Genomic DNA, 20,020 nt, shown 5'->3' with positions numbered 1-20,020 from the left:
GACCTGCCGAGAAAAGCCGATCGACGTCCTGACAAGGAGACCCGCATCATGCCAGCCGACCACGACACCATCCTGACGGAGATCTCGCAGATGCTGCGCGCGGTGCTGCCCGGCATCGATCCGGACGAGGAGATCACGATGGACACCAGCTTCCGTGACGACCTGGAGATGGAGAGCATCGACGTCATCTCGCTCGCCGGGCGGCTGCAGGCCCGGTACGGCGACTCGGTCAACTTCGCCCAGTTCGTCGCGGGGCTCGACGTGGACTCGCTGCGCGCGTTGCGGGTCGGCGAGCTGGTCGAGCACATCTCCGCCGCGCTGGACGGCCCGCCGGCCAGCGTGGCGCAGGTGGCCGGCCAGTGACGATGATCCAGGTCAACGGCCTGGTGACGCATGTCCAGGAACTCCCACCGGTGGCTGCCGACGCTGCCGCCGGGGGAGTGGCCGCAGCAGCGGCGGCCGGTCCGGGTGGCGGTCCGGCGGCCGGTCCGGCAGCCGAAGCTACGGCCGGCCGGCCGGTCGCGGTCCTGGTTCACGGTATCGGGCCGGACAGCCTGGCCAGCTGGTATCTCAGCCTGGCGCATCCACTGGCCGACGCCGGCTTCCGGGTGATCATGTACGACCTGCGGGGCCATGGACGGACCGAGCGGCCGCCGACCGGCTACCGGATGGACGACCTGGTCGAGGACCTGGCCGCGCTGCTGGACCGGCTCGGTGTCGACACACCGGTGCATCTGCTGGGCAACTCGCTGGGCGGATCCATCGCCTTCGGGTACGCGGCCCGGCATCCGGACCGGGTCGCCTCGCTGGTCGCGGTGGAGTCGGCCCCGGCCACCGCCCAGTGGCTCGCCCGGGTGGGCCGGCAACTGGTCCGGGCCGCGCAGCCCGACGGCGACGGTGATTCGCTGTTGGCCACCCGTGGGGGTGAGCGGGGCGCCCGCTACACGGCGGCGGTCCGCCGGCTCGTCGCCACCACCACCGCCGGCCGGGACCTGCCGGCCAGCACACCCGCCGACCCGGCCGCGGTACGGGCGATCACCTGCCCGGTGCTCGGCGTCTTCGGTGGCGACTCGTCCGCCGCCGATCTGGCGCCGGCACTGGTCGAACTGCTGCCGCAGACCGAGCTGGTGGTGGTCCCCGGGCACCGGCACGCGGTGCTGGTCACCGCCCGCGACCAGGTCCGGCGCCAGGTGTTGCCCTGGCTTGCCCGGCAAATCGCCGACACCGGTCAGCCCGCCCTGCACGGCTGACGTCGTCGTTTTCACCAGGAGGTTTCGATGCAGTTCGAGGCGCCCGGACGGGCGATCATCATCAGCAGCGGGCGGTGTGGTTCCACCCTGCTGTCCGACCTGATCGTCGAGGAGCCGGCGACCCTGTCCGTCCAGGAGTTCTTCATGGCCACCCCGTCGTGGGCGAAGGCCGGCGAGCCGATCACCGGGGCGGCGTACTGGCAGGTGCTGAGCAGCCCGAAGCCGGAGCTTGCCACGCTGTTCGCCATCGGCCTGCCGCCGAAGGAGGTGCGCTATCCGGCGGACGGCAGGTGGGCCGGCAACCTGACCGAGCTGCCGCAGTTGCTGGCGATCACCCTGCCGAAGCTCACCGACGATCCGGACGGCCTGTTCGACCAGCTCGCCGGCCAGGTGCCGGATTTCCCGGAGCAGCCGTTCGTCGACCACCACCGGATGTTCCTGGACCTGCTCACCCGGTTGACCGGCAAGCAACGCTGGGTGGAGCGGTCCGGCGGGTCCAGCCAGATCGCCCCGCATCTGCTGCGGTCGTTCCCGGACACCCGGATCGTCTATCTGACCCGCAACTGGGCGGACACCGCGCGGTCGATGAGCCGGCACTCGTCGTTCCAGCTGATCCAGCTGCGGCTGGAGTTCGTCTCCCGGTGCGGCGTGGACCCGTTTCGGATGGGTCCGGACCAGCAGGTGCCGGCGGAGCTCGAGCACCTGCTGCCCGGCCGGATCACCGCCGACCTGCTTCGCGAGCGGGGCGAGGACAGCACCCGCTACCTCGGGCTCTGTGCGTTCATGGCGGCGCAGGCCGAGCAGGCGCTCGCCGACAATCCGCCGGCGCACCTGCTCACCATGACCTACGAGGACCTGGTCGCCGACCCGGAGCCGCAGCTGGCCCGGCTCGGTGAGTTTCTGGAGTTCGACGACCCGTCCGGCTGGGCCCGACAGGTCGCCGGCCGGGTGGGCAAGGGTGGCGCGGTACGGCAGACCGCCACCGTGTGACCCGGAGACATCCCGCACCAGCCAATCACAGTAGAGGGAGAGAGTGTTTGATGCGTAGGTTGCGCCCATCCGCGAGCCGGTCGGTCGCCGCCGCCGTGCTCGCCGGGCTGCTTCTGGCCGCCGGTCCGGCCGCCGCCGCACCGGTGGCCGGTACCGAGTCGGCAGCCACCACCGACGGCAGGCACGGTGGACACCACGGCGGGACCCGCTACCAGAGCACCCTGTTGGCCAAGGCACCGGCCGACGAGTGTTTCGTCGACATCGGTGTCGACTACCCGGCCGGCCCGCCGTGTGAGGCCGGCCAGCCCAAGGTCAACCAGTCGTACGTCTGGGGGCTCACCCGCTACAAGCACCGGCTGTGGTTCGGCACTGGGGCCAACATCAACTGTATGACCAGCGGCAACAACTTGCGCAACACGGAGCCGACACGCAACGACGACTGGGTTTGCGAGTACGGTCAGAGCGAGATTGCCCGCCGCAACCCGCAGCTGCCACCGACCCTCGGCGACCACCGCACCCCCCGGCTCTACACGTATGACACGAAGAGCCGACAGATGACCGAACGCACCGATGCGGTCCGCGCCGCCTCAGCGGACGACGCGAACCGGTTGACCACGACCGCCGGTATCCGGGCGGCCGGAAACCACCGCGGCGTGGTGCTGCTCGGCGGTCCCGCGCTCGGTGCCACGCTCAACCTGTTTGCGTTCGACGCCGACACGGGCACATTCCTCGGCTCGCGCAACTTCACCGAGTACGGCAACATCCGGCATTTCCTTGTCGCCGACGGCGAGCTCTACACCGGCGTCGGGGTGGGGCCCAACGGCGGTGAACGCGGCCTCGTGCTGCGCTGGACAGGCAGCAAATCGGACCCGTTCAGTTTCACCGAGGTGGCGAACCTGCCGGCACAGGCGGTGGACCTGACCGTCCACCAGGGCCGAATCTTTGTCACCACCTGGGTCGGTGTGGAGGCCGACGTTGCCACGATGCCCGGTCCGGCGTCACCCACCGCGGACATCGCCGACATGCCGACGGCTGACGATCCGAGCCCGCCGAATGTCGCCGGGGTCTGGATGAGCCCGAAACTGTCTGACAACGGGCCGGGCCTGGACGGCCGCGACGCCGACGGGTGGACCCGGGTGTGGAGCGTGCTGGAGTACGAGCCGGATCCGATCATCGCCCGTACCTACGGGCTGGGTGGGCTCGCGTCCTACGGTGGCTACCTCTACTGGGGGACCATGCACGTGCCCTTCAAAGCGACGACGGTGCACCTGGCGGCGTACCCGCCGACCGACGAGCAGGGGGTACGGGACTCGGTGCGCAACACCCAGCGTGCCATCGGCATCTTCCGGGGCAGCTTCGGCCACCGTCATCACCACGGCCAGGGCCAGGGCGGTGGCGGCCACGGCGACCGGGTCGACCTGCTCTACGGCGCCAGTGAGCTACCGGCCTACGACCCGGTGGCCGGCGTCTGGGCCAGCACGTCGACCGGGTACACCCCGCTCTACGGGGCGTCCGGGTTCGACAACCCGACGCTCAACTACACCTGGAGGATGGTCGTCGCCGGTGGTCGGCTCTACGTCGGCACGATGGACTGGAGCTACCTGGCGAAGGAGCTGCAGCAGGAGGAGCCGGTGCCGCCGGCCGACGTCGCCCGTGGTGGTGACGACGATGAGGAGGAGGAGCTGGCCTTCGGCGCCGATCTCTGGGTCTTCGAGTCGCCACACCGGCCGGCCAAGATGGTGGACAACGCCGGGCTCGGGAACTACCTCAATTACGGCGTCCGTAGCATGGTGGTGGCCGGGTCCACGGTATACCTCGGTATGGCCAACCCGATGAATCTGCGGACAGATCCGACAGATGACGTCCCCGAGGGCGGCTGGGAGTTACTCAAGTTGACTCCGAAACACCACCACCACTAAGAGAAGCAGGTGAGCGATGTCGCGGTTCCGGCGCCGGTCGGCGGTTCTGGTCGTCACGGGGGTCCTCGGGACACTCGTCGCAGGCTGCACGTCGGCGCCGGACCCGGCACCGCCGACATCGGGCACCACCCCGCCGGCCACGGACGGCGGGGTGGTCGCTCCGGTCGACACCCCGCCGGTCGGCTCGTCGGCCGGGTCGATCACCGTCGACGGGCAGGAACGGACCTACCGGGTGTACCGCCCGGCCGACGTCGCCGAGAAGACGCCGGTGCCGGTCGTCGTCATGCTGCACGGCCTGCTCGGCAGCGGCCGGCAGGCCGAATCCTGGTACGGCTGGAACGCCGTCGCCGACCAGCACGGCTTCGTCGTGATCTACCCGGACTCCCGTAACCGGGCGTGGGCGGTGACCGAGGAGTGCTGTGGTGCCTCGGCCCGCGACGGTGTCGACGACGTGGGTTTCGTCCTCACCCTGGTGGAGTCGCTGGGTCAGCGGCTCGCCTTCGACCCCGACCGTCACTACCTCGCCGGCCTGTCCAACGGCGGCATGCTGGCGTACCGGATCGCCTGCGACAGTTCGACGTTCGCTGCGGTGACCGGGGTGGCGACGACCATGCTCGGCGACTGCCCGGCCCCGGAGCCGATCTCCGTGCTGCACATCCACGGCACCGGCGACGAGACGATCCCGTACACCGGCGGGCCGGGGCGCCGCGACGGTGCCGGCAACGGCCGGGTGCCGGACAAGGTCGACGGCCCCGCCGTGCCGGACCTGGTCGGCCGGTGGCGCCAGGTCGACGAGTGCGGTGCCGCGCGGACCGCCACTGAGGGGAGTGTCACCACCTCGGTGGCGGACTGTCCGGCCGGCCGGGGCGTCACCCTGATCACCATCGACGGCGCTGGGCATCAGTGGCCCGGCTCCGAGATGACCGCGGCGGGCCGGCTGCTCGGCCTGGACCAGCCCTCCACCGCACTGGACGCCACCGCGACCAGCTGGCAGTTCTTCGCCTCGCATCCCAGACCCGCCTGAGCAGGAGAGCAGATGTCCAGTACCGGCACCCACCCGTTGGTCGACGATCCGGCCGCCAATGCGGCATCAGCCGCCCCGGGACCGGCCGTCCAGCCCGGCTCCGGCCCGGCGGTCGAGGTCGTCGATCTGGTCAAGCGGTATCCGGGCCAGGACCGCAACGCCATCGACTCGCTGTCGTTCGCGGTCCGACCCGGCGAGGTCTTCGGCCTGCTCGGGCCCAACGGTGCCGGCAAGTCGACCACGGTGGGCGTGCTCACCACGACGATCCGGGCCAGCTCGGGCACGGCGCGGGTGGACGGCGTCAACGTCGTCCGGCACCCGGTGGCGGCCCGGACCCGGTTTGCCGTGGTACCGCAGTACAACAACCTGGACCGGGCGTTGACTCCCCGGCAGAACCTGCTCAGCCACGCCGCGTACCACGGGGTGCCCCGGGCCGAGCGGCGCCGCCGGGCCGACCGGCTGCTGACCGAGTTCGGGCTGGACAAGCAGGCCGACTCGCGGGTCGACTTCTTCTCCGGCGGGATGGCCCAGCGCCTGATGATCGCCCGGGCGCTGATGCACGACCCCCGGGTGGTCTTCCTCGACGAGCCGACCAATGGGCTGGAGCCGCAGGCCCGGCTGCTGATCCGGACCCGGATCCGGCAGCTGCGCGAGCGTGGGGTGACCGTCGTGCTGACCAGCCACGAGATGACCGAGGTGGCGGAGCTGGCCGACCGGGTGGCGATCGTCGACCACGGCCGGTTGCTCACCCTGGACACCCCGGCCAACCTGGTACGCGGCGTCGCCGGTCGGGCGGTGCTGGACCTTGCCCTGCGCCCCGGGCCGGGTGACGGTGCGACTGATCTGGTCGCCGCGCTCACCGCGCTCGACGGGGTCCGTACCGGGGAGGTCACCACCGGCGGCGCGGCTGTCCCCGCCCCGGCGGGTCGCGGCGGTCCGGGGCTCGCCGGGCTGGCCGCCGATCCGCGGATCGCGGCCCGGATCGCCGCGGCCAAGGCCGATCCGCGCAAGGCCGCGAAGCTCGCCGCGGCCCGCAACGATCCACGGTTCGCCGCGTTGTTCGCCGCCGCACCGGCCGCTGCGGCCGGCGGATCGGCGGGCGAGATCCGGCTGCGGCTGCACCTCGACGCCGACCCCGCCGCCGTGCTCGGTCCGGCGTTGACGGTGTTGACCGGCCGCGCGGCCCAGCTGACCGACGTGCACATCGGCAAGCCCGGCCTGGAGGACATCTTCCTGAGCCTGACCGGTAAGGAGATCCGTTGAGCCTGGCCGAGGTCACCCCCGTACCGTCGTCGGAGACCACCGTGCCGGCCGCGCCGCCGCGACCACCGGTGGCGCGGGCCTTCGGCGCGATCCTGTGGCGGGACCTGTTCGTCGCCGGCAAGGACATCTGGTTCGTCCTCGCGCAGGTGCTGATGACCCCGCTGTTCATGCTGTTCATCTTCACCCAGGTGCTGACCATGCAGGGCATCGTCGGCGCCGGGTTCGCCGACATCCTGCTGCCCGGTACGGTCGCCCTCGCCACCTTCACCACCGCGCTGCAGAGCGTGGCGGTGCCACTGGTCAAGGAGTTCGGCTTCACCCGGGAGATCGAGGACCGGCTGCTGTCGCCGCTACCGACGGCGCTGGTGGCGGTTGGCAAACTGATGGTCGCCACGCTTCGTGGTCTGTTTGCAGCGGCGGTTGTCTATCCGCTCGGCGCGCTGGTCGTCGGGTCCGCACCGGGCGGCTGGTCGGCGTTGCCACTGTCCCTGGTGGTGGTGCTGCTGGCCGGCTGGGTCGGCGCGGCCCTGGGCATGACCCTGGCGACGGTGCTGCCGTTGCAGCGCATCCAGGCCACCTTCTCGCTGTTCGTCACCCCGATCATCTGGACCGGGTGTGTGCACTATCCGTGGCAGCGGCTGGCCGAGATGCCATGGTTCCAGGTGGCGACTGCGGCGAACCCGATGACGTACGCGGCGGAGGCGCTCCGCGCGGCGATGGCACCGCACGTGACCCACCTGCCGGCGGGTCTGTGCCTGCTGGTCCTGTCAGGGGTCGCGGCAGCGGCCACCGCCGCCGCGTTGCGTGCCTTCGCCCGACGCGCCGTGCGGTGACGTCACGCCACGCGTCGGCGGCCTCCCGCCTGGCGGTCTGCGGTCAGCCGATCCGGTAGACCCGCCGGGCGGCCCGCTCCCGCGGCACGTGGGCCACCACCGCCCGGAGCATCGGCCATCCGGCGGCGAGCTGTTCGACCCAGTCGACCTCGGCGTCCGTGTCGGCCCGGCCGGCCTCGAGGTCGGCCAAGCTTTGACCCGACTGATCCGGATTTACCGCCTCAACCGATGATTTATCAAGTTACCGTCGGTTGACGTGCTGGGCGGGAGGCGGCCATGACGGAGCAGACCACGGCGGTGGGTACGGCACAGACGGCCCCGCCGCGGCCGGTGGAGCTGGGAGCCGGCGGTGCCAACCCTGGCCCGGTCCGCTCCGCGGTACCGGGCAACTCGCTGACCCGGCTGCTGCGGACCACCGACGCCAAGCAGATTGGACTGTTGTACCTCGGCACGTCCTTCGGCTACTTCGTGGCGGGCGGCGTCATGGCCCTGCTGATGCGGGCCGAGTTGGCCCGGCCCGGAATGCAGATTCTCTCGCCCGAGCAGTACAACCAACTGTTCACCATGCACGGCACGATCATGATGCTGCTGTTCGCCACCCCGCTGGTGTTCGGGTTCGCCAACTATCTGGTGCCGTTGCAGATCGGTGCCCCGGACGTGTCGTTTCCCCGGCTCAACGCGCTGGCGTACTGGCTCTATCTGCTAGGTGGGCTGCTGGTCATGGGGGGATTCCTGACGCCCGGCGGCGCTCCCGACTTCGGCTGGTTCGCCTACACCCCGTTGAGCCGGATGGAGCACACCCCGGGCGTCGGCGCCAACATGTGGATCGTCGGCCTGGTCGTCTCCGGCCTGGGCACCATCCTCGGCTCGGTCAACCTGATCGCCACCATCATCACCCTGCGTGCGCCGGGCATGACCATGTTCCGGATGCCGATCTTCACCTGGAACATCCTGATCACCGCGCTGCTGGTGGTCCTGGTCTTCCCGCTGCTGGCGGCGGCGCTGCTGGCGCTGCTGGCGGACCGGCTGCTCGGCGCGCACGTGTACGCGCCGCAGACCGGCGGCCCGATGCTCTGGCAGCATCTGTTCTGGTTCTTCGGCCATCCCGAGGTCTACATCGTCGCGCTGCCGTTCTTCGGCATCATCAGCGAGGTCATCCCGGTCTTCGCCCGCAAGCCGATCTTCGGCTACAAGGGCCTGGTGGCCGCGACGATTGCGATCGCCGCGCTGTCGATGAGTGTCTGGGCCCACCACATGTTCGGCACCGGGCAGGTGCTGCTGCCGTTCTTCGCCATGCTCAGCTTCCTGATCGCGGTGCCCACTGGAATCAAGTTCTTCAACTGGATCGGCACCATGTGGAAGGGGCAGTTGACCTTCGAGACGCCGATGCTGTTCGCGGTCGGCTTCCTGGTGACCTTCTTGCTCGGCGGGCTGACCGGCGTGCTGCTGGCCAGCCCACCGGTCGACTTCCACGTCACCGACAGCTACTTCGTCGTGGCCCACTTTCACTACGTGCTGTTCGGTACAATCGTCTTCGCGGCGTTCGCCGGCATCTATTTCTGGTTCCCGAAGATGACCGGCCGACTGCTCGACGAAGCGCTCGGCAAGGCGCACTTCTGGACGATGTTCATCGGCTTCCACGCCACCTTCCTGGTCCAGCACTGGCTCGGCAACGAGGGTTTTCCCCGCCGGTACGCCGACTATCTGCCGACCGACGGCTTCACCGTCCTGAACACCATCGCCACCATCGGATCGTTCATCCTGGGGGCGTCCACGCTGTTCTTCATCTGGAACGTGTGGAAGTCGTACCGGTTCGGCGAGCAGGTGAGCGTGCACGACCCGTGGGGGTTCGGCAACTCGCTCGAGTGGGCGACTACCTGCCCGCCGCCGCTGCGCAACTTCGACCGGTTGCCCCGGATCAGGTCCGAACGTCCGGCCTTCGAGGCCAAGTACGGTCTGTTCGTCGCGGATCTCGGTCGCGACCTGCCGCAGCGGGACACCGAGCCGCCGCAGCACTTCGTCGACGAACTGCACCGTGATCCGGCCGCCCACCGGATCGTCCCGCGCGGTCCGGCGCAGGGTCCCACCGACGTCGCCACCTTCGTACCGGACCCGGTGTCCGGTGCCCGGGCCGTCCAGGTGCCCCGGCCGGAACAGGTCCGTCGGCCCAGTTTCGAGCACACCACCGAACCGGAGAACACCCTCGGCGCCCAACGTGGTCCGCAGGAACGACGGTGGCGGCTTCCGTCCGCGGACGAGGACGAAGACTCCTGACCGACTCTGCGGTACGCGCGCCGCCCGGCGGTCGCCGGGTGGCTGCTGCCGTACCGGTTCCTGGTGGGTTAGCCTCCGATCCCTGGTCGCCATGACTGCCGTGGAACCGCCGAGGAGGCGTAGACATGTTCGAGGAAGTCGCGGGAATCCCCGCCCATCCACTGCTGCTGCATGCGGCGGTGGTCTTCGTCCCGCTGCTGGCGCTGCTGGCGGTCGGGTACGCCCTGGTCCCGTTCATCCGGGCGCACACCCGGTGGGTGCTGGCCGTGCTGGCCGTTGTCACGCCGATCGCCGCGCTGGTCACCAAGCTGTCCGGCGACGCGTTCCTCAACCGGATGGACACGGCCGGTCGGATCACCGAGAGCTTCCGGCCGGTGATCGAGGAGCACGAACAGTTGGGGAACCTGACGCTGCTCGCCTCGATCGTGCTGGCGCTCGCCACCCTGGCCCTGGTGTACCTGGTCGGTCCCCGGGCAGCCGCCGCGCACGGCGCTGCCGCCGCCGGGGCGCGTGGCAACGGGCTGCTGGTTCTGGTGGTGAAGGGTTTGGTCGTCGTCGCGGCCGGGGTAAGCCTCTACTTCGTGGTGCGGGCCGGCGATTCGGGAGCAAAAGCCGTCTGGACCGGCTACTGATCGTCACCAAGTGCTGGTTGGCTGCGTCGGCCGTCACGGTGTCCGGGTGCCGACTTGAAATTCCGGCCCGGCCAGTGAACTCTTCGCACCGAATCGCCGTTGGTGGGGATATGGGCACCGGGGCGTACTACGCCGGTGGCCATTCGGTGACGGAGGAGAAGTGACGGTAAGTGCACGTAGTGAAACTGTTGGGTCGGTACACGCGCCGAGTATCGGGCTGCTCGCCCAGATCACGGTCCTGCTGATCCTGGCGGCGACCAGTGGCCTCGGCGTGGCCGGCTGGTCGGCCGGACTGGTCTACGGCCTGGTGACCTGGGCGCTGCTCATCCGGGCGATGCAGCATCCCGAGGTGGCCGGCTGGGGTCCGGCGGACAGCGTCACCCTGGCCCGGGGCACCCTGGTCGGCGCGGTGACCGCGCTGGTGGCCGACTCGTTCGTCGGGCCGGTCCCGGTCGCGTTGCTGGTGACCCTGGCTGCGGTGGCCCTGTTGCTCGACGGCGTCGACGGTCAGGTGGCCCGCCGGACCGGCACCTGTTCGCGGCTGGGCGCCCGGTTCGACATGGAGACCGACTCGGCGCTGGTCCTGGTACTCAGCGTGTTCGTAGCCGCGTCGGTCGGCTGGTGGGTGCTGGCGATCGGGGTGTTCCGCTACGTGTTCGGTGCCGCCGCCCGGTTGCTGCCCTGGCTGCGGGCGCCGCTGCCGCCCCGGTTCAGCCGCAAGACGGTGGCCGCCACCCAGGGTGCCGTGCTGGTGCTGGCGGCTGCCGGGATCGCGTCGCCGGCGCTGGTCACCGCGCTGGTCGCCGGCGTGCTGGCCGCGCTGCTCTGGTCGTTCGGGCGGGACGTGCACTGGCTGTGGCGCGGCCGCGTGCCGCAGGTCGACCGGTGGCGGGCGGAGCTAGCCGGCTGACCCGCCCGGCAGCACCGCGTAGACGTCGCCCGAGTTGGCCGCGTGCGGCAGTGCCCGCAGATGCGCGGCCATCTCCGCTTGCGGCACCCACCGGTCGAAGGTCAGCTGCTGGCTCTCACCCAGCGCGACGTCGAACCGGTAGTCGCCGAGCTTGGCCAGCCGAGTCAGACAGCGCAGCGCCGTGTCCCGCTGGATCGTGGTGAACTCGAAGGACAGTGCCGGCAGCGGCCGGGACAGTCCGGCGAGCACGGCCTCCTCGAACCCCTCGACGTCGATCTTGACGAACGTCGGCCGGCCGTACTCGGCGATCAACTGGTCGAGGGTCGTCGCCGGCACCTCGATCTCGCCGTCCCAGACCTGGTCCGACCAGCCGTCGGCACCGTCGGCAGCGCCGACGAAGTCGGCCGACGCGGTGGAGACCGTGGGATTAACCGAGTTGATGTACATCCGCACCGGGCCGGCGGTGTCCCCGCACGCCGCCGGCAGTACGGTGACCGCCGGATCGTCCGCGTAGACGAGCCGCACCGCGCGGGCGCACAACGGCTGCGGCTCCACCGCCACCACCCGTGCGCCTAACCGCCGGAAGCTGCCCACCCGGTCGCCGACGTGCGCGCCGATGTCGAAGACCAGATCGCCCGGTGCGACGAACCGCCGGTAGAGCAGATCCATCGCGGTGTCCCGGTCCGGATCGCCGTAGTAGAACTCCAGCGACCGGCGCAAACCGGCGAGCTGCGGATCGGCGGCCAGCACCCGGGACGGCACGGCGGTGCGTGGCTGGTCAGCGGCGGTCACCGGGACGATGGTACGCCGCCGGTGGGCTGCCTGGCGGTGAACGCCTCCCGGGTCAGGAACGCCAGCCGGGCGCGCTTGTCGGCCAACGCCAGCTCCCCGTCGAACTCGAAGCCCAGTCGCTTCCAGCGGCGCAGCGCCCGGTCGTTGCGGACGTCCGGCTCGATGACGATCCGGCGCCGGCCAGGATCACTGAACAGGTAGCGGGTGAACGCGTCCGCCACCGCGCCGGTGAACCCGGCGACCGGCAGCCGGGCCGGGGCGAGGAACAGATGGATCCCGATGTCACCGTCGCGTACCGGGTAGTGCTCGCCGAGCGGGTCCTCGGCCGGCAGGTAGGTCTGGAAGATGCCGACCGGTTCGTCGTCGACGGTCATCAGGTACGCGTGGTGCGAGTCCAGACCGTCGAGGAACCGGTAGACGTCGCCCACCTGATCCCGGGTGTGCCCGGTCATCCCCCAGAACCGGGCCCGTGGCTCGGTGACCCAGCCGTACAGCAGGTCGAGGTCCTCGGTGGGGTCCAGCACCACCAGACGGAACCGGCCGATGCCGGGCAGTTGCTCGACGTAGACGGCCGGCCGTGCCGTCCCGCCGGGACCGGCGGTCCAGCGCACCGGCGCGACCGGGACCAGCTCGCCCGCCGCCCACCGGGGCAACTGGTCGGCGAAGTGCCGGTCACCGGGCCTTCCCGAGGCACCGAACGGCACCACCCAGCGGCTCGCCGCCGGGTCGGCGAGGTCCCAGACGTAGCGGGCCACCGGTCCGCGCCAGCACACGTCGGAGACACCGGGCACGCTGGAGGTGGCCAGGACACTGCCGGTGTCGCCGTCGAGCGGGACCGGATCGCCCAGCGCGCCGGTGGCCGGATCGGCGGCGCCGGGCAGCACCCGTACCGGGTGCAGCAGGTGCCGGTCGCCCCACGGACCCGGCGGCGGTCCGTCGGTCACCTCGACCAGCGCGGCTACCGCACAGCGGCCCGGGTCGCCACCCAGCCGGGGCAGCCCGTCGACCAGCCGGTCCAGCGCCAGCCCGATCCGGCCCACCGGGTCGGTCCACGGGGCGAACAGTTCGTCGAAGCCGGGTTCGCTGTGCAGCGGCCGTAGGCAGGGCTCGGCGGACAGCCGGTGGACCAGCGCGGCCCGCCAGGCGGCGAACAGTCCGGCGTCGGCGCTGCCGGCCGCCATCCGGCCGTCCCAGTCGAGCAGCGTCTCGCGCAGCCGGCGCACCGGCACGGGCTGGTCGGTCAGGTCCAGGCCGCGCAGCAGCCGGCGTAGCCCGGCCAGCGGCACCTGGGAGTCCATGTGCACCAACTCGGGTGCGGCCCCGCCGTCGACCAGCTGGCGGATCCGTCGGGCCCGGTGCGGTGCGGCGAAGTCGACGCCGAGGTCCGCGGTGTCGCCGCCGCGCCGGTCGTTGGCGTTGACCACCACATCGGACACCTCGGCGGCGGGCAGGGCGGCGCACCCGGGTCGCCAGGCGTACCGGGGTTCCCAGCCGGGCACCGGCACCTGCCGGCACCGGTCGTCGCGCATCGGCACCCGGCCGGCGACCAGCCGGCGCACCGCGCCGGAGCGGTCCGCGACCAGCACACTGTTGACCGGCTCCACCCAGTGCCGCAGCGCCCGTTCGACGTCGCCGACCCGGCGGGCCCGCAGCAGCGGCAGCAGCGCGTCGAAGCCCAGCGCCCCGCCGACCCGGCTCGGCGTACGCAGGCTGATCGCCTCACCGGTGCGTAGGTCCACGTCGATCACCGGTCCGCGCGGGGTTTCGACCACCTCGACCGGCACCGGGTCGGCGTCGCGTACCTCGATCAGTTCGGTGTGCGCCGGCACCGGGGCCCAGCCGTCGACCTGGCGGACCAGCACCCGTCCGTCGACCCGGCGCAGCTGTTCGCGGTACAGGTCCTGGTAGTCGGCCATGGCGTTGGTGATCGCCCAGGCGACGTCGCCGGCGTGGCCGAAGTGCGGCAGCCCTGGCACGCCGGGGAAGGCGAACCCGAAGACGTCGAACTCGGGGCAGGTCAGCTGCACCTGCTGGTAGACGTTGGGCAGCTCCAGAATCCGGTGCGGGTCGCCGGCGATGACCGGGAATCCGGTGTTGCTGTTCCGTCCGGTCACCGCCCAGGCGTTGCTGCCCGACGACGCGGGCGGCTCCATGGCGAACAGGTCGACCGCCGCCGGACCGAGGGTCGCGGTGACGTGCGCCCGCCACAGCTTGTTGCCGAAGGTGCCGAACAGCACGTGCTGCACCAGGAACACGCCGAGTGGGGTCCATGGCCGCCAGGTGCCGGCGGTGGTGCCGGTGGCGGCGAACTCGGGTGCCGCGACGGCGCCCTGGGCGAGACCGTCGTTGACGCCGTCGACGTACGCGCCCACCCAGCGGCGGGTCGCCGGGTCCAGCCGGTGGAAGCAGCGTTCGGCGGTGTCGTCGAGGCGGGCCCGGCGGGCGAACCGGTCCCAGCCGACCTCGGCCCGGCCGAGCCGGCTGGCCAGCGCGCCCTCCGCGCGCCACCGTTCGACCTCGATCTGCCAGGCCCGGTCGTTGGCGGCGGTGTGCCCCTGCAGGTAGGCGAGGTCGTCGACGTCGGCCGCCCACAGGTGCGGTACGCCGTACCCGTCCCGGTGCACCCGCCCGGACCGGCTGGCGGCGTAGCGGGCCGTTTCGGGGCCGGTGCCGGATGGGGCCGTCACGGGGCCGGGGCCGGGGCCGCGACGGTGGCGATCGGATTGTCCTGCGCCCCGACGAAGATCAACGACCCGGCCTGGTCGGTCAGGTCGACCATCTGCAGCGTGTTCCGCAGCTGCAACCGGTTCAGGCAGGAGTGCCGGAAGGTGGGCGCGAAGAAGTCCAACCTGTCCCGCAGCTGCGGGTGGTCGTCGCCGTGCCGGCGGACGCACTCGGCGACCAGCTGCCAGAACCGGTCCGCCGGCAGCACACCGTCGGCGTCCAGGATCGCGGCCAGGAAACGCAGGAAACCGTCGAAGACGTCGGTGAACACGGCCAGGACCCGGAAGTCGTCGTCGACCGGCATCCGGATCCGTTCGACCGTGGCCGGCAGTTCGCGGTCGTGCATGGCGACGACCTCCTCGCCGATGTCCTTCATGAACACCCGGACCGGTACGTGGTCCGCCAGCACGAGGATCAGGTTCTCCCCGTGCGGCATGAACGCCAGGTCGTGGCCGAGCAGGCAGTGCAGCAGCGGGCGCAGGTAGGCCCGCAGGTACCGGGCCAGCCAGTCGGCGGCCGGCAGGCCGGACGCCGCGATCAGCGCGGTGGCCAGGTGCGCGCCGTCGCGGTCGCGGTGCAGCAGGCTGGCCATGGTGGCCAGCCGCTGCCCGGGCGCGATCCGGGGCACCGGGCTCTCCCGCCACAACGCGGCGAGCATCCGCTGGTACGCCGAGACCGGCGCTCCGCTGCGGTGGTACGCGTCCCCGGTGTAACCGACCGACGCCAGCTCCCGCAGCACCTCGAACCCGCAGTCGCGCAGTGTGTCGTCGGCGGCGACCAGGTCTGCGACCCAGTCGTTGATCGGCGGGGTGGCCCGCATGTACGCCGGGGACAGCCCGCGCATGAAGCCCATGTTCTGGATGGACAGCGCGGTCTTGACGTAGTGCCGGTGCGGGTGGTCGACGTTGAAGAAGGTGCGGATTGACTGCTGCGCCCGGTACCGGTCCGGACTCGTCCCGACCGGGACGATCGCCCGGGACGCCACGTCGGCGGCGAACGTGACGCCGACCTTGTGTTCCCACTGCCACGGGTGCACCGGCAGGTACCGGTAGCCGCCCGGGTCGAGGCCGAGCCCGCGGAGCTGGTCGGCGAACCGGTGCAGCGTCTCGGCACCCAGTTCGTCGAGGTAGTGGCTCTGCTCGTCGACGCCGTGGCCGGCGGTGAAGGTGCTCAGGTCACGGCGTACCGCCAGCCAGACCAGCCGCACCGGGGCGCCGGCCTCCGGCGCGTACGCCTCGTGGTCGGTCAGGCCGAAGCCGATCCGGCCGTTGTTGGCGACGAACAGCGGGTGGCCTTCGGTCATCGCCGATTCGATGGTCTGGAAGTCGGCCTGCACCAGGTCGGCGGCGCGTTCCCGGCGGTGATGGTGCTTCCAGGCGGCACCGGCCAGGGTGGCGCTGATCTCCTCCAGGTAGGTGCCGAGCAGCTTGGGTGGGATGCCCAACGTCTCCCGCAGTTCGACGACCAGGTCGAGGGCGTTCAGCTCCGCCGGGGTGCCGTCGACCTGGCGGGTCAGTGACGCGGCGTCGATCAGCCAGTGGTCGAGGGCGTACCGGCGGGCCCGGAACAGGTACGCGACCCGGTCGTCGGTCGTCAGCCGGTACCCGTCGCCGCCGGGGCCGGCCGGGAGCGTGTCGTCGGGTAGGGGCTGGATCAGCCGCTCGTGGCTGAACTCGGCGATGGCCTTGGCGACCAGCTGGCGGTGGGCGGCCGCGATCGGGCCCGGCGCGAGGTGGGCGGGGGGTGTCATCGGGCTCTCCGCAGCGGATCCGTCGGCACCGCCCAGCCGGCTGACGCGGAACGCGGACCGGGAACAGAAGCTGAGCCGGGCCTGCTTGTCGGACAGTTGGATCAGCCGGTCGACGACGAAGCCGGCTTCGGCGTTCTTCGCGGCGATCGCCTCGTTGCGCACATCGGGTTCGACGACGACCCGGTGGTGCGCCGGGTCGGCGAAGACGAAGGTCATCACCGTGCGCATCACCGCCGACGTGACCCCGTGCCGGGGCTCGCCGTCCGGCGGTGCGACCAGCACGTGCATCCCGACGTCGCCGGGCTGTACGGGGTAGTGGCCGGCGAGTTCGCTGTGCGCCGGTTCGTAGGTCTCGGTGAGGAACAGCGGTACGCCGTCGAGCCGGCCGAGCCACGCGTGATGATGCGGATTGGCGTCGATGAGCTGGTACTCGCGCCGTACGGTGTCGAGGTCGGCGTCGGGCATTCCCCAGAACACCGACCGGGGGTGGGTGATCCAGGCGTGCAGCAGGCCGGCGTGACCGGCGACGTCGAGCGGTTCGATGGTCATCCGGCCGAGCGGGTCGTCGAGGGTGAACCTGGTCGTCGTGGCGGCAGTCACCGGATGAGCGCCTCCTGCCGCTGCGGGGCCGAACTGTTCGGCGGTGCGGCCTTGTCCGACGGTGCGGCCTTGTCCGACGGTGTGGCGCTGTCCGACGGTGCGCCGAAGTGCTGGAAGGCGATCTTCCGCTCGATCGGGTAGACCTCGTGGCCGAGCATGTTGGCGATGATCACCGAGTTGCGGTAGGGCCCCATGCCCAGGTCGGGTGCGGTGAGGCTGTGGGTGTGCTCCTCGGCGTTCTGTACGAAGATCTCCCGGTCGCCGTGGTCGACGGTGTAGCCGAGCGCCACGTCGAACCGGCCCCGTTCGTCCCACCGGATCCGGTCGCGGACCGGGTCCAGGAACGTCGGCACAGCCGGCCGGTAGCCGGTGGCCAGCACCAGACCCTCGGTGTCCAGGGTGAAGCCTCGGTCCTGTTCCTGGTGGTGCAGGCCGAGCCGGTACCGTCCGGCGTCGGTGTCCCAGTGCGCGCCGGTCAGCGCGGTGCCGGTGAGCAGGGTGGTCGGTACCGGGCCGGCGACGTCCTTGCGGTAGAGCGTGTCGAAGATGCTGTCCACCAGGTCGCCGCTGATGCCCTTGTAGAGGCTGCGCTGGTCCCGGTTGAGTCGGTCCCGGCTGGCCGCAGGCAGGGCGTGGAAGTAGCGGACGTACTCCGGTGAGGTCATCTCCAGGGTGAGCTTGGTGTACTCCATCGGGAAGAACCGGGGCGACCGGGTGACCCAGTTGAGCTGGTAGTCGTGGGCGTCGATCTCCTCCAGTAGGTCGAGGTAGATCTCTGCGGCGCTCTGCCCGCTGCCGACCACGGTGACCGACCCGAGGCTCTGCAGCCGGGCCTTGTTCGCCAGGTAGTCGGCGCTGTGCACGGCAGGGCCGGGCAGGTCCCGGACCACCGCCGGGCGGTACGGCACGGTGCCGATGCCGAGCACCAGCCGCCGGGTCCGTAGCGTCGTGGTCGCCCCGGTGTCGGCCCGGGTGACCCGTACCAGGTAGTCGCCGGTGGCGGCGTCGTGCTCGACCCGGTCGACCCGGCTGCCGAACCGGACGTTGGGCAACTGGGCCGCCGCCCAGCGGCAGTACGCGTCGTACTCGGCGCGCAGCGGGTAGAAGTTCTCCCGGATGTAGAAGCGGTAGAGCCGACCGGTCTGCTTCAGATAGTTGAGGAACGAGTACGGCGACGTCGGGTCGGCCATCGTCACCAGGTCGGCCAGGAACGGCACCTGGATGGTGACTCCCTCGATCATCAGCCCGGGGTGCCAGGCGAACTCGTCGCGCTGCTCCAGGAACACCCCGTCCAGGTCGTCGAGCGGCGCGGTCAGGCAGGCCAGACCGAGGTTGAACGGCCCGAGCCCGACGGCGACGAAGTCATACGTTCGCATTGGCGCACACCTCCGGGGTGACCGGCTCCGGGGCGATCAGCGCCGGATCCCATTCGGCGTCGAGCAGCTCCTGGCCGGTGCGGCGGATCAGCTCGATCACGGTACGCAGGTCCTCGACGGTGGTGTTCGGGTTGAGCAGCGTGAACTTGAGCCAGTAGTGCCCGTCGACGACGGTGCCGGCGATGATCGCGGTGCCGTCGGCGAACAGCCGGGCCCGCAGCCGGGGCAGCAGCCGGTCGCAGTCCTGCACCGGTAGCCAGTCCGGTCGGTACCGGAACAGCACGGTGCTCAGCACCGGTCGCATGACCAGCTCGAAGTCGTCGCACTCGCGGAGCAGACCGTAGGCCTGCTGAGCCAGGTCGACGACCTGGTCGAACATCTCGCCGAGCTGGTCGGCGCCGATCGCCCGCAACGTCATCCACAACTTCAGGGCGTCCAGCCGGCGGGTGGTCTGCAGGCTCTTGTCGACCTGGTTCGGCACGGTCGCGGTTCGTGGGTTCAGGTAGTCGGCGTGCACCGCGACCCGCCGCATGGTCGGCGCGTTCCGGACGATTATGGCGCTGGAGCTGATCGGCTGGAAGAAGCTCTTGTGGAAGTCGACGGTGACCGAGTCGGCGGCGGCGATGCCGTCGAGCAGGTGCCGGTGGCGGGTGGAGACCAGCAGGCCGCAGCCGTACGCCGCGTCGACGTGCAGCCACACCGCCCGGTCGCGGCAGACGGTGCCGATCGCGGCGAGCGGGTCGACACAGCCGCGGTCGGTGGTGCCGGCGGTGGCGACGACCGCCATCGGCACCAGGTCCTGGTCGAGCAGCCGGTCGATCTCGGCGTCGAGCGCCACCGGGTCCATCCGGCCGGCGCCGTCGGTGGCGACCGGGACGACCGCGTCGGCGGCGAGCCCGAGCAGACCGGCGGACTTGCCGACGCTGAAGTGGCTCTCCGCCGTGGCCAGGACCCGCAGCCGGGGCAGCATCGTGTCCCGGTCGGCGTCGGCGCGGACCAGGCGGTCCTCCCGGGCCAGTAGCAGACCGTGCAGGTTCGACTGGGTGCCACCGCTGGTGAAGACGCCGTCGGCGGTCGGGCCGAACCCGATCCGCTCGGCCGTCCAGGCGATCAGCCGTCGCTCGATGAGCGTGCCGGTGGTGCTCTGGTCCCAGGTGTCGACCGAGGTGTTGACGGCGGCGAGCAGCAGTTCGGCGTTGAGCGCGGGGATCGCCACCGGGCAGTTCAGGTGGGCCAGGTAGGTGGGTTCGTGGAACCACACCGCGTGGTCCAGGTACAGGCCGGCGACCTCGTCCAGCGCGGCGTCGGTGGTGCCGAGCGGTGCGTCCAGGTCGACGCCGTCGACCTTGGCCTGCAGTGGTGCCACGGCGCCGCCGGAGTACGGCTGGCGGACCGCCCGTACGCGGTCGGCGAGAACCGCTGCGGTCCGGTCGATGCTGGACACATAGGTGTCCAGCGTGTGCCGGCCGAACAGATGCGGGTACATTGGCCTCTCCAACACCGCCTCCATAAGGGTAACCTAACCTAACTTAGGCGAGGCTACTGGGAGGGCCGGTGAAACGGAACTGGGCAGGACCCCTTCTCCACGGGGTACGGGGCCGGCGGGTGCGTCCCACACCCCTCGGCGGGACCGCTGTCGTACGTCGTGACCAGCGGATTCATGCCGTCAGCGGAGGCCGAGCG

15 protein-coding genes and 2 pseudogenes are annotated in these 20,020 nt (G+C 71.1%); 10 read left to right on the top strand and 7 right to left on the bottom strand.

From position 1 onward, the window contains the following. The first annotated feature begins 48 nt into the window (after positions 1 to 48). From O7553_RS14480 to O7553_RS14450, 7 genes are read left to right on the top strand one after another with little or no spacing between them, the layout of a single operon-like run. Positions 49 to 363: an acyl carrier protein gene (locus O7553_RS14480; protein ID WP_281555312.1), complete on the top strand. Its 315-nt coding sequence runs from the start codon at positions 49 to 51 to the stop codon at positions 361 to 363. 2 nt (positions 364 to 365) lie between these two features. Next, entirely contained in the window at positions 366 to 1,250 is an 885-nt protein-coding gene (locus tag O7553_RS14475) for an alpha/beta hydrolase (protein ID WP_281555605.1), read from the top strand. A gap of 27 nt (positions 1,251 to 1,277) precedes the next feature. After that, the gene (locus tag O7553_RS14470) at positions 1,278 to 2,240 is read left to right on the top strand and encodes a sulfotransferase domain-containing protein (RefSeq protein ID WP_281555311.1); all 963 of its coding nucleotides are present in this window, start codon (positions 1,278 to 1,280) and stop codon (positions 2,238 to 2,240) included. 50 nt (positions 2,241 to 2,290) lie between these two features. After that, a complete protein-coding gene (locus O7553_RS14465) occupies positions 2,291 to 4,159 on the top strand; it encodes a hypothetical protein (RefSeq protein ID WP_281555310.1) in 1,869 nt (622 codons plus the stop codon). A 16-nt stretch (positions 4,160 to 4,175) separates the two neighbouring features. After that, complete coding sequence (locus O7553_RS14460; RefSeq protein WP_281555309.1) at positions 4,176 to 5,183, top strand: alpha/beta fold hydrolase; 1,008 nt, start codon at positions 4,176 to 4,178, stop codon at positions 5,181 to 5,183. A 12-nt stretch (positions 5,184 to 5,195) separates the two neighbouring features. After that, entirely contained in the window at positions 5,196 to 6,446 is a 1,251-nt protein-coding gene (locus O7553_RS14455; RefSeq protein ID WP_281555308.1) for an ABC transporter ATP-binding protein, read from the top strand. Then, entirely contained in the window at positions 6,443 to 7,279 is an 837-nt protein-coding gene (locus O7553_RS14450) for an ABC transporter permease (protein WP_281555307.1), read from the top strand. The genes O7553_RS14455 and O7553_RS14450 overlap by 4 nt, the downstream gene beginning before the upstream one ends. 43 nt (positions 7,280 to 7,322) lie before the next feature. On the opposite strand, the gene O7553_RS14445 is transcribed toward O7553_RS14450, so the two are convergent. After that, positions 7,323 to 7,469: a hypothetical protein gene (locus O7553_RS14445; RefSeq protein WP_281555306.1), complete on the bottom strand. Its 147-nt coding sequence runs from the start codon at positions 7,467 to 7,469 to the stop codon at positions 7,323 to 7,325. Positions 7,470 to 7,555: 86 nt separating this feature from the next. Between O7553_RS14445 and ctaD the strand changes: the two genes are divergently transcribed. The 3 genes from ctaD (at position 7,556) to O7553_RS14430 (ending at position 11,095) form a co-directional block, all read left to right on the top strand. Continuing rightward, positions 7,556 to 9,553 carry a cytochrome c oxidase subunit I gene (gene ctaD, locus O7553_RS14440; protein ID WP_348650069.1) on the top strand — a complete coding sequence of 666 codons (1,998 nt, stop codon included), beginning with the start codon at positions 7,556 to 7,558 and terminating at the stop codon, positions 9,551 to 9,553. Positions 9,554 to 9,678: 125 nt separating this feature from the next. Then, positions 9,679 to 10,185: a hypothetical protein gene (locus O7553_RS14435; protein ID WP_281555305.1), complete on the top strand. Its 507-nt coding sequence runs from the start codon at positions 9,679 to 9,681 to the stop codon at positions 10,183 to 10,185. Positions 10,186 to 10,345: 160 nt separating this feature from the next. Next, complete coding sequence (locus O7553_RS14430; protein ID WP_281555304.1) at positions 10,346 to 11,095, top strand: CDP-alcohol phosphatidyltransferase family protein; 750 nt, start codon at positions 10,346 to 10,348, stop codon at positions 11,093 to 11,095. On the opposite strand, the gene O7553_RS14425 is transcribed toward O7553_RS14430, so the two are convergent. From O7553_RS14425 to O7553_RS14400, 6 genes and pseudogenes are all read right to left on the bottom strand, one after another. Beyond that, positions 11,084 to 11,857, bottom strand: coding sequence for an FkbM family methyltransferase (locus O7553_RS14425; protein ID WP_281555604.1), 774 nt, complete (start codon positions 11,855 to 11,857; stop codon positions 11,084 to 11,086). The two genes, O7553_RS14430 and O7553_RS14425, sit on opposite strands and share 12 nt — an antisense overlap. A 26-nt stretch (positions 11,858 to 11,883) precedes the next feature. Beyond that, positions 11,884 to 12,441, bottom strand: a complete 558-nt coding sequence (locus tag O7553_RS14420) for a GNAT family N-acetyltransferase (protein ID WP_348650115.1) — start codon at positions 12,439 to 12,441, stop codon at positions 11,884 to 11,886. A 63-nt stretch (positions 12,442 to 12,504) separates the two neighbouring features. Continuing rightward, positions 12,505 to 14,511, bottom strand: a pseudogene (locus tag O7553_RS14415) (penicillin acylase family protein); the annotation flags it as partial. A gap of 59 nt (positions 14,512 to 14,570) precedes the next feature. Beyond that, positions 14,571 to 16,910: a GNAT family N-acetyltransferase gene (locus tag O7553_RS14410; RefSeq protein ID WP_281555602.1), complete on the bottom strand. Its 2,340-nt coding sequence runs from the start codon at positions 16,908 to 16,910 to the stop codon at positions 14,571 to 14,573. 137 nt (positions 16,911 to 17,047) lie between these two features. After that, positions 17,048 to 18,337 (bottom strand): annotated as a pseudogene (locus tag O7553_RS14405) (lysine N(6)-hydroxylase/L-ornithine N(5)-oxygenase family protein); the annotation flags it as partial. Then, complete coding sequence (locus O7553_RS14400) at positions 18,324 to 19,823, bottom strand: aspartate aminotransferase family protein (RefSeq protein ID WP_281555302.1); 1,500 nt, start codon at positions 19,821 to 19,823, stop codon at positions 18,324 to 18,326. The pseudogene O7553_RS14405 and the gene O7553_RS14400, both read right to left, overlap by 14 nt. Positions 19,824 to 20,020 lie beyond the last annotated feature (197 nt).

Origin of the sequence: Solwaraspora sp. WMMA2059 (assembly GCF_027497315.1) — a bacterium.
Lineage (GTDB): Bacteria > Actinomycetota > Actinomycetes > Mycobacteriales > Micromonosporaceae > Micromonospora_E.
The sequence above is the reverse complement of the archived record's forward strand: the minus strand, read 5'-3'. Positions and strand labels throughout refer to the sequence as shown.